The sequence below is a fragment of the Actinoplanes philippinensis genome (genome assembly GCF_900113015.1).
Lineage (GTDB): Bacteria > Actinomycetota > Actinomycetes > Mycobacteriales > Micromonosporaceae > Actinoplanes > Actinoplanes philippinensis.
This window is the reverse complement of record NZ_FONV01000001.1, coordinates 609,828-622,681: the sequence shown is the minus strand read 5'-3', so window position 1 is coordinate 622,681 and position 12,854 is coordinate 609,828. Positions and strand designations below refer to the sequence as shown.

The 12,854-nt window shown below is 71.8% G+C and carries 12 protein-coding genes; 4 read left to right on the top strand and 8 right to left on the bottom strand.

The features are described 5' to 3' along the window. Positions 1–68: 68 nt before the first annotated feature. Both BM290_RS02770 and BM290_RS02765 read left to right on the top strand, forming a co-directional pair. Positions 69–1,856 carry a phosphatidylglycerol lysyltransferase domain-containing protein gene (locus tag BM290_RS02770; RefSeq protein ID WP_177319550.1) on the top strand — a complete coding sequence of 596 codons (1,788 nt, stop codon included), beginning with the start codon at positions 69–71 and terminating at the stop codon, positions 1,854–1,856. Continuing rightward, entirely contained in the window at positions 1,853–2,977 is a 1,125-nt protein-coding gene (locus BM290_RS02765; protein ID WP_177319549.1) for an alpha/beta hydrolase, read from the top strand. Before BM290_RS02770 ends, BM290_RS02765 begins: the two co-directional genes overlap by 4 nt. Positions 2,978–3,004: 27 nt before the next feature. Here the strand turns inward: BM290_RS02765 and BM290_RS02760 are convergent, their stop codons facing one another. The 7 genes from BM290_RS02760 to BM290_RS02730 form a co-directional block, all read right to left on the bottom strand. Beyond that, entirely contained in the window at positions 3,005–3,535 is a 531-nt protein-coding gene (locus BM290_RS02760) for a hypothetical protein (RefSeq protein ID WP_093609522.1), read from the bottom strand. After that, positions 3,528–3,851: a hypothetical protein gene (locus BM290_RS02755; protein WP_093609520.1), complete on the bottom strand. Its 324-nt coding sequence runs from the start codon at positions 3,849–3,851 to the stop codon at positions 3,528–3,530. Before BM290_RS02755 ends, BM290_RS02760 begins: the two co-directional genes overlap by 8 nt. Beyond that, positions 3,823–5,259, bottom strand: a complete 1,437-nt coding sequence (locus BM290_RS02750) for a hypothetical protein (protein ID WP_093609518.1) — start codon at positions 5,257–5,259, stop codon at positions 3,823–3,825. The genes BM290_RS02755 and BM290_RS02750 overlap by 29 nt, the downstream gene beginning before the upstream one ends. Further along, positions 5,260–5,979: an ATP-binding cassette domain-containing protein gene (locus tag BM290_RS02745; RefSeq protein ID WP_177319548.1), complete on the bottom strand. Its 720-nt coding sequence runs from the start codon at positions 5,977–5,979 to the stop codon at positions 5,260–5,262. 64 nt (positions 5,980–6,043) lie between these two features. After that, positions 6,044–6,289 carry a hypothetical protein gene (locus BM290_RS02740; protein WP_203779092.1) on the bottom strand — a complete coding sequence of 82 codons (246 nt, stop codon included), beginning with the start codon at positions 6,287–6,289 and terminating at the stop codon, positions 6,044–6,046. Between the two features lie 460 nt (positions 6,290–6,749). Then, positions 6,750–7,202 carry a response regulator transcription factor gene (locus tag BM290_RS02735; protein WP_177319547.1) on the bottom strand — a complete coding sequence of 151 codons (453 nt, stop codon included), beginning with the start codon at positions 7,200–7,202 and terminating at the stop codon, positions 6,750–6,752. Positions 7,203–7,509: 307 nt separating this feature from the next. Then, on the bottom strand, positions 7,510–9,924 hold the full coding sequence (locus BM290_RS02730; RefSeq protein ID WP_093609512.1) for a DUF4132 domain-containing protein: 2,415 nt from the start codon (positions 9,922–9,924) through the stop codon (positions 7,510–7,512). A 111-nt stretch (positions 9,925–10,035) separates the two neighbouring features. Between BM290_RS02730 and BM290_RS02725 the strand changes: the two genes are divergently transcribed. Continuing rightward, complete coding sequence (locus BM290_RS02725) at positions 10,036–10,995, top strand: endonuclease/exonuclease/phosphatase family protein (RefSeq protein ID WP_239143284.1); 960 nt, start codon at positions 10,036–10,038, stop codon at positions 10,993–10,995. A gap of 11 nt (positions 10,996–11,006) precedes the next feature. On the opposite strand, the gene BM290_RS02720 is transcribed toward BM290_RS02725, so the two are convergent. Then, positions 11,007–11,630, bottom strand: coding sequence for a DUF4232 domain-containing protein (locus tag BM290_RS02720; RefSeq protein WP_093609508.1), 624 nt, complete (start codon positions 11,628–11,630; stop codon positions 11,007–11,009). Positions 11,631–11,821: 191 nt separating this feature from the next. On the opposite strand from BM290_RS02720, the gene BM290_RS02715 reads away from it, so the two are divergent. Beyond that, positions 11,822–12,805 (top strand): glycoside hydrolase family 26 protein, encoded by a 984-nt coding sequence (locus tag BM290_RS02715; RefSeq protein ID WP_177319546.1) that lies wholly within the window; start codon positions 11,822–11,824, stop codon positions 12,803–12,805. The last annotated feature ends 49 nt before the right edge of the window (positions 12,806–12,854 follow it).

The following is a 12,854-nucleotide window of genomic DNA, read 5'->3' as shown; positions in this document are numbered from 1 at the left end:
GCGTTGCGCGGCGATGGCAGTCTCTCAACGGCCCGGCGATGCGGGCACGGCCGGACGGGGGAGGCGACGTGGCGCGCAGGCGTGCCGAGAAGCAGGGGCGGAAGCCGTGGGACTGGCGCAGCCGGGTGCCGATGGCGTTCGGCATGCTCTACGCCGTCGTCGGCGTCCTGGGCATCCTGGCCGCGGTGGGCACCGTGGGGGTACGGCTGGCCGGTGACGCGTCACTGTGGACCGGCCTGCCGGCGATGACGTCGGCCGCGAGCGGCGTGCTCTACCTGATCGTCGCGCGCGGCCTGAGCCGCCGCGAGCACACCGCCTGGTTGTGGCTGGTGTCGCTGCTGACGCTGCAGATCGTGCTGGCGGCGGCCGGGATCGTCACCGACACCGCGCACACCCTGCGGCACGGCGCGACCCTGCGGGTCGGGGTCGGCGCGCTGCTGCTGGCGGTGGCCGTGGCGGCCGGCTCGGAGTTCACCGCCGGGCGGCGGCGGCCCCGCCGGTCGACGACGGTGCTGCTGGTCTCGCTGGCGGCGGTCGGTCCGCTGGCGGGCTGGCTGATGCTGACCGTGTTCAGCCCCGGCACGTCCTCCGGCGGCCTGCGCCGGGCCCTCTGCGGCGCCTGGTTCCTGGTGCGCTGGCTGGTCGGGATCCGGCAGCCGCACTTCGACGCGGCCCCGCCGGCGTGGATCCCGTTCACCGTGGGGCTGGCCGGCGCGACCGTGGTCGTGCTCGCCGCGTGGCTGAGCCTGCGTCCCAGCCGCCGGGTCGCCGACGACGACGGCGAGGGCGCCGCGCGGGTCCGCGAGCTCCTCGCGGCCCACGGCGAGCAGGACTCGCTCGGCTATTTCGCGCTGCGCCCGGACAAGGCCGCGGTCTTCTCGCCCAGCGGCAAGGCGGCCGTCTGCCACCGCCTGGTCAACGGGGTGAGCCTGGCCACCGGCGACCCGATCGGCGCCCAGTCGGAGTGGCCGGATGCCATCGCGGCGTGGCTGGCGGAGGCGACCGCGCACGGCTGCACCCCGGCGGTGCTCGGCGCCGGGCCGGCCGGGGCACGTGCCTACGCGCGGGCCGGGCTGCGGGTGCTGGAGATCGGCGACGAGGCGATCGTGAACACCGGCGAGTTCACCCTGGAGGGCCGGCCGATGCGGACCGTACGCCAGGCCGTGCAGCGTGTCCGGCGGGCCGGCTACCAGGTGCGCATCCACCGGGTCGGCGACGTCGCCCCGAGCACCATGGAAGAGCTGGCCGAACACGCCGAGCGGTGGCGCGACGGGCCTGTCGAGCGGGGCTTCTCGATGGCCCTCGGCCGGTTCGCCCACCCGGACGACCTGGAGTACGTGGTGGTCGAGGCCCGCGACGAGCAGGGCCGGGCGGTGGCCGTCCTCGGGTTCGTGCCGTGGGGCTCCGGCGGTCTCTCGCTCGACCTGATGCGCCGTGCCCCGGACGGCCCGAACGGCCTGATCGAGTTCATGATCGTCGAGCTGCTGGCGGCCGCCGGGCCGATGGGCGTGCAGCGTCTGTCGCTCAACTTCGCGATGTTCCGGTCGTCCTTCGCCCGTGGCGAGCGGCTCGGCGCCGGGCCGCTGTTGCGCCTGTGGTACGGCCTGCTCAAGCTGCTGTCACGCTGGTGGCAGCTGGAGTCGCTGTACCGGGCGAACCAGAAGTACCAGCCGACCTGGCAGCCCCGCTTCCTCTGCTACCCGCGGGGCCGGTCGTTCCCCCGGGTCGCGGTGGCCGCCGCCATGGCCGAGGGCTTCGTGACGACCCCGGGCCGCCGTCGCGCCGCGGCGCCGTCGCCGCGCCGGCCGGTGACCACCCTGGACAGCGAGCGGGCGCCGATCGGGAGCCCCCGGTGAGCGGCGTCGTCATCACCAGCGGCTGGGTGGTCGGCCTGCTGATCGGGCTGACCGTGGCGGCCGCCGTGGCCACCGCCGCGTTCTGGGACCGGGGCCGCTTCCGTGTCGTGCACCGCGCGATCGGGCTGCTCCTGGTCCAGCTGCTGCTCCTGGTGAGCCTGGCCGCGGTGATCAACCAGCAGGCCAACTTCTACGTCACGTTCGGCGAGTTGTTCGGGCAGGGCAGCGACACGTACGCCCAGACGCTCCCGGCCGGCTCGCCGAGACTGTCCGCGGACGGCGGCGGCGCCGAGGACCTGGACCGCTGGCTCGCCGAGCACCCGGCCGTGCCGGGCCGCGGCACGGTGATCCCGGCGACCCTGGCCGGCGCCGCCACCGGTTACGCGCTGCCGTCGCACATCTACCTGCCGGCCGGCTACCGCGGCGACGGGCGGGACCTGCCGGTGGTGATGTTCCTGGCCGGCTACCCCGGCACCGTCTACAGCTGGCTGGACAGCGTGGGCGTCGGCGCCGCGCTGGACGAGGCGATCGGCGCCGGGCGGCTGCCCCCGGTGATCGCCGTGATGGCCGAGCAGGACCCGGTCCGCGGCCGGGACAGCGAGTGTGTCGACTCGGTGCACGGCAGCCGGGCCGACACCTACCTGTCGGCCGACCTGCCGGAGGTCGTCCACCGTCACTTCCGGGCCGCGCGGAGCCGGGAGAGCTGGGCGCTGGTGGGCTACTCGACGGGCGGTTTCTGCGCGGTCAACCTGGCGCTGCGCCACCCGGACCGGTTCGGTGCGGCGGGCTCCCTGGCGGGCTACTTCCGCCCGCTGATCGACAGGTCCACCGGCGACCTCTACGAGGGTGATCTGGAGCTGCGCCGGGCCAACGACCCGCGGATCCTGATCGGGCGGCCCCGGCCGGCCCCGGTGAGCCTCTTCCTCACCGCCGGGCTCGACGACCGGACCGCTCTGCGCGACCTGCGGGCCTTCGCGCCGCTGGTGCACGCGCCGGACACCGCCCGGATCGTCGCCGACCGGCCGGGCGGCCACAACTTCACCACCTGGAACGCGGTCCTGCCCGACCTGTTCGCCTGGCTGACTCAGCGGTTCGGCACGTCCGGCGCCACCGCGGCCTGATCCGGGGCGCGGCTTCTCCTGGCTCGGTCAGCGGTTCGGCACGTCCGGCGCCACCGCGGCCTGATCCCGGGCGCCGCGGACCGCCCGCACGATGCTCCGGCCGTCGCCGAACACCGGCAGCAGGAAGGCCAGGTGCGCGAGATACCACCAGGCCAGAGGCGAGCCACCGGCCAGCAGCGCGAGACCGGCGAGGCCGCAGAGGCCGGGACCGGCCAGGGCGGTCAGGATGCTCTCGGTACGGGTGATCTCGCCCCGCGGCACGACCGAGAACCGCAGCAGCCCACTGTGGATCCCGATGTCCCGTACCCCCGGGCAGGCGCTGAGGACCAGCACGTGACCACCCTCGTGCAGCAGGTACGACCCGGCGGCGCCGCCTGCCACGTGCAGCGCCAGCAGCCACGCCAGGTTCAGCAGCCCGCTCTCGCCGGAGCCCGCCCGGTACGCCGCGCCCGCCGCCAGCATGACCGCGACCGGGACCAGCGCCCACGAGAACCCGGTCAGGACGCAGCGGGCGACCCGGGCCAGTGCCCGGGCCGCCCGGCGGGGGGTCTCAGCCACGTTTCGACGCCTCGATCAGGCGAGCCTTGTAACCCTTGAGCCAGCGGTAGGTGAGGAAGCTGGCGAACAGCCCGAGCGTCAGGATCACCCAGACGACGATCAGCGGAGTCCAGCTCTCCAGGCCGGCCTGGACCGACAGGGAGCCGTCGGCGTTCTTCACCGACTCGAACGACACCGCGCCGAACATGCCGGTCTTGCTGGCCACCTCGGTGTCGCTGGAGAACATCAGGTAGAGCAGGTTGAGAGTGGCCGCGCCGAGTGTCACCAGCGCCGTGATCAGCGAGCAGTTAAGCAGGGCGAACAGCAGCCGACGCATGACGTGCCTTTCGTTGGAGGGAACGGATCCCGAGAACCGAGTAGAAGACGGCGAGCACGTGCACGATGACGACCGCGGCCCACAGCGCGGGCGCCGGCAGCTGCAGGACGGTCACCATGATGCCCAGCGAGACGATCAGCAGGACGCACACCGCGTAGCTGACGAACGCCGAGAACGGGTTGTCCCGGTCGTGCGGGAACAGGATGCCGACCAGGGTGGTGAGGATGATCGCGCTGACGCACGCGGCCAGCACCTTGCCGGCGTCGGCGAGCGTCTCCGGGCGGGCCGCGACGAGCGCGAGGATCGGCAGCGCCGCGACCGCCAGCTGGATCGCCTGGGCGGAGAGCAGCATCGTCACCTCCGAGCCGGCGCGCCGGCCGAATCCGGGCAGCCGCCGCAGCGCCTCGGTCGCCGAATAGGCGTAGATGCCCTGCGTGACCAGCAGGCCCAGCGCGTACAGGAAGGTGCCGCCGTCGCCGCGGACGAAGAGCATGCCGGCGCAGACGTACGCCACCGCGACCGTCACCCAGTTCTCCCAGCGACGGGTCAGCGCCGCCAGGTACGGCCAGACCGGCGACACGAAACCGGGGATCGGGGTCCGGGTGAACTTGTGGACCTCGGGATAGCGGTGCGGTGACGACGCCACCACCAGCGCCAGCAGCAGCCCGCCGACTCCCAGGAAGGCCAGCCACATCACCGGCTGTCCCCAGCGCGCCGACACGTACACGAAGACGTCGACGTAGTGGTTGCTCACCCGGTTGCCGAGGTAGTCCTCGCTGATGTCACGGACCAGCGTGGTGAAGTTCGCGTTGTAGATGAAGATGCTCAGGGCCATCATCACCGCGGTGATCAGGTGCGCCTGCCGGCCGAGCCCGATCCGCAGCAGCGCCGACATGATCACGTTGAAGGACGTGGACGCCAGCAGGTAGGTCAGCACGGCCGGGATGGCCAGGCCGGTGGCGATGTGCGGGATGCTGCCGAGGCCGAGCAGCGCGACCAGGGCGCTGGAGAACGGCAGGAAGAGCACCCCGATGACGCTGAGCACCATCACCGCCTCGTAGATCATCAGGGCGGCGGTGCGTTCCCGGTGGCTGGCCGGCAGTTGCAGGGTGAACTGGAGCAGCCGGTCCGCCTTCATGAACAGGATCTTGATGAAGAGGAAGGCGATCAGCGTCCAGAAGATCGTCGACACGGTGCTGAGCCGGGCCAGCAGCTCCAGCGACTCGGGGCCGATCAGCGAGTCGAGGAACTGGTAGGCCACCAGGAACATGCCGACCCCGGTCGCCGCGGCCAGCGCGATCAGGCCGAACAGGGCGGCGGGGTTGCGCAGCGGGCCGTAGGAGAGCACCCGCCGGAAGAAGTAGACGAGGAACATCCGGGCCAGGGCGAAGACGTGCGACAGTCGCATCTAGTGTCCCCCGTAGACGAGCCGGTCGACGACGTCGCCGAGGCGCTCGCCGCCGTCACGCAGCGCCGGCACGTCCAGACAGTCCAGCATCTCGCCCCGCGCGAGCACCAGCACCCGGTCGGCGACGTCCTCCAGGAAGCTGAAGTCGTGCGTGCACACCAGGTACGCCGGCCCGTCCTCGCGGTGCTCCAGCATCTGCATCTTGCAGGCCTTGACCGCGTCCAGGTCGATGCCGTTGAGCGTCTCGTCGATCACCGTGATCGGCCGGCGCAGCAGGAACGCCAGCATGAGCTGGACCTTCTTGCGCATGCCGTGCGAGTAGTCCTCGATCAGGTCACGGGAGCGGCCGCGCATGCCGAACGTCTCGAACCGCGACTCGATGTCGTCGGGAGACGGGCGCGCGGCGCCGTACAGCTTGGTGACGAGCTCGATGTACTCCCGGCCGGACAGGAACTCGGGCAGGTAGTCGTCGCTGGGCAGGTAGAGGGCGTCCTGCTTCGCCGCGTGCGTGCGGTGATCATTACCGGACACGCCGATCGTCCCCGACTTGAGCTCGAGAAGGTCGAAGATGAGCTTGATGAGCGTCGACTTCCCCGAACCGTTCGGGCCGACGAGACCGACGATCTCACCGGGCTCGACCTGGAGGCCGACGTTGTCGAGCGCTACATTGCCGAGTCCGTAGGAAAAGGTCACGCCGGTGACCGAGAGAACGGGATCCATCATTTCGCTCCTGTGCCGGAGGCCGGGCGGCCGAATAGCCGCCCGGCCTTTTTTCAATGCCGGACTATCGGCACTCGAGGTTGACCTTGAGGCCGAAGTTCTTGAACGAGAAGCTGCCGGTGAAGGAGCCGTGGCCCTTCGTGATGCACCAGACGGCGGCACCGAGCACCACGGTGGCGCCGAGAGCCAGGATGACCGCGGTGAACACCAGGAACCAGGCGTCGTAACGCATCACGGCGGCGTCGAAGCGCGACTTCGCGGCCATCAGGTACGGCGCCACGCCGGTCCGCATCGCCAGGTCGTTCGTCATTGTCAGATCCTCCCCGTAAAGGGTTGCTCGGAATTTTTCCCTTACCTGCGAGGAGCCTGCAGTGCTCCCTCGGACGAATGTCCCGGCGGCCGCGAGTCGCCATTTTCCGTCCTTCTGGGAATCACTCTATGTGGGCTTCGGGAGGATCCATATCGGACTTTGGTCGGTCGGGGTGCGTCCCTTGGTCGGTGCCCTGCGGCGCGGATGTGACGAAAGGACGGTGGGCCGCCGCGCCGGACGGCGGCCTGCCCGGCCGGCACGGTCGTGAGGCCGGCCGGCGTCACGGAAATGCACCGGGCGTGCAATTTCATTTCTGTCCTCCCCGTGTGCGGAATCCCGGGTTTCCACTCTGCCCGGGAAAGAGAACTTCCAGAACGGCACGTCCGGTGTGCGAGTGTGAATAGGACCAAAGTAGTAGTCCGCGAAGGCGAGGAGCATTCATTTCCGTGGGTGGCTGCGCTCAGCCGGTGCTCGCCCGATGCGCTATGGCGACCAGGCCGGCCTGCAGGCGCGACTCCACCTCGAGCTTGGTGAGAATGCGCCCGACGTGCGCCTTGATGGTGCGCTCGGCCAGGTCGAGCTGGCAGGCGATGGCGTGGTTGGACAGGCCGTCGCCGATCAGGCCGAGCACCTCGCGCTCGCGCACGCTGAGCAGATCGATCCGTCCGATCGCCTCGCGCCACAGCCGCAGCCCCACCCGCAGGCCCACCTCGGCGGAGAGCGAAGCGGCCGCCACCGGCTGGCCGTCGGTCCACTTGACCAGCACGGACGCGTCCACGATGACCGCGTCCAGCTCGCCCAGCGCGAATTTGAGGTCGCCGTCGTCGAGGTCGGCGGCCTCCTCGATGATCGTGACCTCGGCTCTGGCCAGGGCGGCGGACAGGCCGGCCCGGACCAGTGCGCGGGGTGCCACGATCCCCAGCCGGATCACGACCGCGTGGCGGCGGTAGCGGGCTGGGGGAGTGCGGTGCGGCCCACGACGGCGAACCCGTCGCGGGCCGATCTCATTCGATTAATGCATGCAGTGTGCGACATTCGTGTCCCCCGTACTCGAAATGATCTTCCGCAGTTCTGGTGGAATGACGCCATCCGCGTCACGTCGACAGTCGTGTATGTCACGTCACGGTAGCAAAGATCAGTCGCCGGTCAGGTGCCGGAAGTTGACAGCAACCTGAACGCCTTTGTCGGCGTCACCAGACCGTTATTTGCGCACGGGAAAATCACCGCACGGCATAGAGTTCGACGAGCGACTCCGACAGAGCCGCCGGATCAGCGGCCCCCAGCGGGATCCGCCGCTCCCGCTGCCAGTGATCCGACCACACGTCGTCCACCCAGATCTCGGTGATCCGCTGCTCCCCGGCCGGAGTGAGATACGTCGACGTCGGCACCCCCGGATCCAGCTCGGCCAGCAGCGCCAGCCCGCCCGGCAGCGCACGTCGCAGCTGGGTGTGTGTGCTGGTCCCGGTCTCGTACCCGTTGCCGTGCCAGCGCCCGCGCATCAGCGCCTCGATCGCGTCCGGCGACACCGGACCGAACCCGGCCAGCGCGGTCGACGCCCGCTGCTCCCCGGTGAGCGCCACCACCGGCCGGTCCAGCTGCGGGAACGGCTGCAGGATCTCGTAGTCGGCGATGATCTGCGCCCATCCGGCCAGCTCGTCGCCGAGATCGGCCGGGTGCACGATCCCCAGTGGCGTGTCCCCGCCGACGATCACCGTCGTGTCGTGGACGTCGGCGAGACTGCCGTCCTCCGCCACCCGCAGCGCGCGGACCAGGCGGTTCGCCGTGTCGTACTCGCCCCACAGCAGCCGCCGCGCGATCGGCCCCAGGATCGGGTGCGGCAGCAGCACCCCGGCCAGGTCCCGGGCCGGGCGCAGCCGGCGCCCGTGCATCTCCCGCTCCAGCCGTGCCGTCTGCGCCGCCGCGGTCGCCCGCAGATCCTTCTTGAACTGCAGGAACCACTGGTACGCGCCGGCGTTCGTGTCCTTCACGCCCGGCTTCGGCGGCCGCGCCAGCACCCGCCCGTCCGGCCCGGTCACGTGCGCGGTCAGATGCTCGTCGACGACGACCGGAAACGACCGCGGCCCGTAGTCGACGGCCGGTCCCGCGTCGAGCCCGTGGGTGATCGCCAGCCGGTCGGCCAGCTGCGTCACCGACAGCCCCCGCCGCGCGGCGGCCTGCGTCAGATAGTCGACGGCCCGCTCGTTCGTCGACCCGCCCGACATGTTCGCCTCGATCGCCAGCAGATGCCGCAGCGCCACATCCGAGCCGACCGTGGCGAACACCGCGAACCCGTCGATCGCCCGCGCATACCGGCTCTTCGCCGGCCACGACCGGACCAGCGGCCCCAGCTGCTCCATCGTGGCGTCGTCACCGAGGTGCGCCTGCGCCACCAGCACCCACGACTCCGCCGCCGGCATCCCGTCGGCCAGCCACGCGTCCAGCAGCGCCCGCCCGAACACCGCCAGACCGGCCCGCTCACCCGCCGCCACCAGCCGCCGCGCCTCCTCGTCGAGGCCGGCAACCAGCGGCTGCCGGGCCGCCGACGACTCCACGACCACCGGCCGCGACCGATCCGGATCACCGGGCGCGGGCTCCGGCGGATCCGCCAGGCGCGCCCCGCTCAACGCCCCGACCAGCGCGGCGGTCTCCTCGGCGGAGAACACGCCGCCATCGGCCCGGCGCACCGGCGGCAGCCCTTCCGGGCGCGCCCAATGCGGTGCTTTCCCTTTCCGCCCGGGTTGCGGCCCATACCAACCCCTTGGGGGTACGGTCGACGCCCGCCCGCCGACACCAGGATCCCTCCCGGCCGCCGGGGACGATGTCGCAGAGCGCCCCCCGGCATCCGCGTCCCGCAGCCCCGCCCCCGCCGCCTCCCGCTCGCCGGCCGCTGTGCCCGTCGACGGCCGGACGGCGAGTTGTCCGCCGGCGGCCGAGGGCGGCGGCAGGAGTGTGAGCTGCTCGTTCGGTGATGCCTCCAGCCCCAGGAGGGCACCTGTCACGGCGAGAGCCCCGTGGCCGTACCCCTCCGCGGTTTTCTGGATCAACGGCCCCTGACCGGTCGCGGTGAGATAGCGGAGGGCGTCTCCGGCGTTCTGCCGGGCCCGGCCCGGGCGGCCCACGGCGGCCGGGATGAGCGCCCGCGCCGCGGCCTCGGCGTGCCGGTGGAGCCAGAGGCGCGCCCACAGCCGCGCCGAACCGAGGTGCCGCAACCAGCCCGCCACCAGGCCGGCCGCCTCGGGAGCACGGAACGGCAGCATCAGCAGCCCGAGAACGTCGGCGCTCTCCCCGGCCTCACTCAGCGCCAGCGGCAGGGCATCGAGCTCGAACCGGGCGACCGCCACCCGCCCCAGATCCATCCGCTGCCGGTGACGCAGCATCGGCGGATCCGCGATCAGCGCACGGGCCGGGCCGTCCGGCCCCTTCGCGATCAGCCACGAGATCTGCGCGGGAGTCAGGTCCGACAGCCGGTTCGCGCTGGTCACAGCGAGCGGCCAGGACTCCTGCTCCCGGCCGTGATCGAGCGCCGCGGCCCGGGCCGCCCACCGGTCGCGCTCGCCGTCCGCCCACACCAGAACCGGCTCGTCCGTGCAGAACAGCCCCTCGATCACGATCGGCTTGTTCCCGCTGCCCGCCATCGTTCCCGCCCTCCCCGTCGGTCCGCCAGACCGTATCGGAGCGGCGGTGGCCCGCTCTCATCGCGAGCGCGACGTCACGGTACGTAGTCATCCCCTTGCTATCGTCGACCGATGCGCGGAATGCGGGTGGCCGGCCTCGTCGCGCTCATCGTGCTCAGCGCCGTGATCGTCACCCGCGAGCCGGCCCGCCGGCCGGGCGCGGCCCCCGCCCCGTCGCCGTCGGCCGTCACCCCGTCGGTCACCGTCCCGCCGGTCTCCGCCATCGATCGTCTCGCCGGCCCGGCCGCCCCCGCTGACCTGGAGGTGATGAGTTTCAATCTGCGGTACGCGAGCATCACCCCACCGAACTCCTGGGGCCAGCGCCGCCCGGTGACCCGCGCCCTGCTGAGATCCGAGCACCCGGACCTGATCGGCACCCAGGAGGGCCTGCCCATCCAGCTACGCGACATCGAGAGCGACCTGGGCCCCGACTACGACCGCATCGGCGTCGGCCGTGACCCCGGCGGCCTCGGCGAGCACATGGAGATCTTCTACGACCGGACCAGGCTGAACCCGCTGTCGCAGGGCCACTTCTGGCTCTCCGGGACCCCCGACGTGCCGGGATCGACGAGCTGGAACTCGCATCGGGTCCGGATGGTGACCTGGGTGCTGTTCGCCGACCGGCGGACCGGGCGCCGTTTCTACGCCGTCAACACCCACCTCGACAACGTCAGCCAGATCGCACGCCTGCAGTCGGCGCGCCTGATCACCGACCGGCTGGCCGGGTTCGCCCCGCTGCCGATCGTGCTGACCGGCGACTTCAACAGTCCCGCCGAACCGTCCGCCGACGTCTACCGCATCCTCACCGTCGATGCCGGGCTCCGCGACACCTGGACCGCCGCGGTCCGCGGTCCGGCCTGGGGCACCATCCACAACTACGAGCCGCTGATCCCGGACGGCGAACGCGACGACTGGATCCTCGCCAGCCCCGGGGTCACCGCGCTGGCCGCCCTGATCAACACCCACGAGCAGGCGGGCCAGTTCCCGAGCGACCACCTGCCGGTCCAGGCCCGCCTGCGCCTCCCCGGTTGACGCACCGTGGGTCACCAGGCGACGACGCCCTGGGTGGCCGGCTGCAGGCTGCCGACCTGCAGGGACTTCATGGTGATGTCGCTCTTCGTGGCCGCCGGGAAGCCGTCCAGCTGGGCCGCCGGACCGGTGGTCGACTTGGTGAAGTTGAAACGGATCGTGTTGCCGGCGCCGCAGGACGTCTCGCTCTTGTCGCATGTCGTCCACTTGATCCCGGCGAAGCCGGTGGTGCCCGGCTTGAGGTCGACGTCCACGTCCGGGCCCGGCTCCGGGACCGTCTCCGTCGGTACGGCGACCGCCTCGTCCGCCGCGTTCACCAGGGTGATCGTCAGCCACCCGCGGACGGTGCAGGCCTGTTTCGCCGTGTTGGTGACGGCGACCAGCCCACGCTGGACCTTCGGATCGTCCCCGGGCTGCGCGGTGATCGTGACGGCCACGTCCTTGACGGTGCACTTGGCCTTCCCGCCGCTCGGGGGAGCGGCCGGCGCGGCGGATCCGGCGCCGGCCGCCGACGGCGCCGTGGCGGCCGGCCCGGTGCTCGGCGGCGCTGCCGTGGTCGTGTCGCGGGCCGGTTCGCTGCAGCCGGCGAGGGCGGTGATCAGCAGCAGGCCGGGAAGGACCGTGGTGAGGGCGCGCATGGGGATTCCGTCTCCATCGTGAGGCAGCAAAGATCGACAGGGCGTACTCTGCCCGATCCGGCGCGTCGCCGCCGGGGCCGGGACGGAGCTGGCACGAACGCGGTATCCCTGTCTGATTCGACATGGTCGGACCGGTTTTGTCGGCTGGCGGGAGGAGGGCGGTGGGTGGCCTCGCCGGGCACGCTGGGCGCGTGGACGACGAGCAGCGTGGCGGGATGAACCGGCGCCGGGCGCTGAGCCTGTTGACGATGGCGGTGCCGGCGGCGACCCTGACCAGCGGCGTCGCCACGGCGGCCGATGCGGCCCCGCCGGTGGAGGCGGCGTCGGCGTGGGGCGGCCCGGTCCGGTTCCGGCGGGGCCGGGCGATGCTCGGCTCGTACCTCTCGTTGCGCGGCCGGACGCTGACCGAGAGTCTGGAGCTGCGCCGCCGCCAGCTGGGCCGGGACCAGCGGATCGTGCACCGCTACTACCCGTGGACGGGTTACGCCCCGGTCAGCGAGCCGGAGGTGCCGTCCGGCGCGGTGCTCATGGTGTCCTGGCACGGGACCTTCCACAAGCGGATCACCAGCGGGAGGTCGGACCGGGACATCGCGCTGATGGCGACCCGTCTGGCCGGCATGCGGCGTCCGGTCATGCTGCGCTGGGGCTGGGAGATGAACGGCAACTGGTTCGACTGGGACGGCGCCCACAACGGCCGGAAGCCGGCGGGGTACGTCCGATCGTGGCGGCGGATGCACCGGATCTTCCGGGAGGAGGGCGCCACCAACGTCGCGTGGGTGTGGGGCCCGAACTGGAACTCCGGCCCGGACGTGTCGTGGAACAGGTTCCAGCGCTACTACCCGGGGGACGCCTACGTCGACTGGGTCGGGGTGTCCGGCTACAACTTCTCCCGGGAGTCGCCGCGGACGCTGTTCACCCCGATCGTCGCCGCCTACGGCAAGCGCAAGCCGATCGTGCTGGCCGAGACGGCGGCGATCGGCCACGGCCGGAACACCAAGGCGCCGTGGATCCGCAAGCTCTCCGCCTATGTGGACGCGACGCCGTCGATCGGGGCGGTGGTCTGGTTCGACACCGATCAGCAGAAGGGCACGTCCCGGAACTTCCGGCCGGACAGCGACGCCGAGGCGCTCGCGGCGTACCGCAGGATGGCCCGGAAGAGCCGTTTCTCCGGCTGAGAATCATCAGCAATAGGAATATTTGCATGCATCGACTAAGACGGAATGC

Excerpts from the sequence above, each read along its gene's own strand:
- BM290_RS02720 (WP_093609508.1), bottom strand. The coding sequence starts at position 11,630 with ATGCGCGCCCTCACCACGGTCCTTCCCGGCCTGCTGCTGATCACCGCC.
- BM290_RS02745 (WP_177319548.1), bottom strand. The coding sequence starts at position 5,979 with ATGGATCCCGTTCTCTCGGTCACCGGCGTGACCTTTTCCTACGGACTC.
- BM290_RS02750 (WP_093609518.1), bottom strand. The coding sequence starts at position 5,259 with ATGCGACTGTCGCACGTCTTCGCCCTGGCCCGGATGTTCCTCGTCTAC.
- BM290_RS02725 (WP_239143284.1), top strand. The coding sequence starts at position 10,036 with ATGCGCGGAATGCGGGTGGCCGGCCTCGTCGCGCTCATCGTGCTCAGC.
- BM290_RS02755 (WP_093609520.1), bottom strand. The coding sequence starts at position 3,851 with ATGCGTCGGCTGCTGTTCGCCCTGCTTAACTGCTCGCTGATCACGGCG.
- BM290_RS02730 (WP_093609512.1), bottom strand. The coding sequence starts at position 9,924 with ATGGCGGGCAGCGGGAACAAGCCGATCGTGATCGAGGGGCTGTTCTGC.
- BM290_RS02740 (WP_203779092.1), bottom strand. The coding sequence starts at position 6,289 with ATGACGAACGACCTGGCGATGCGGACCGGCGTGGCGCCGTACCTGATG.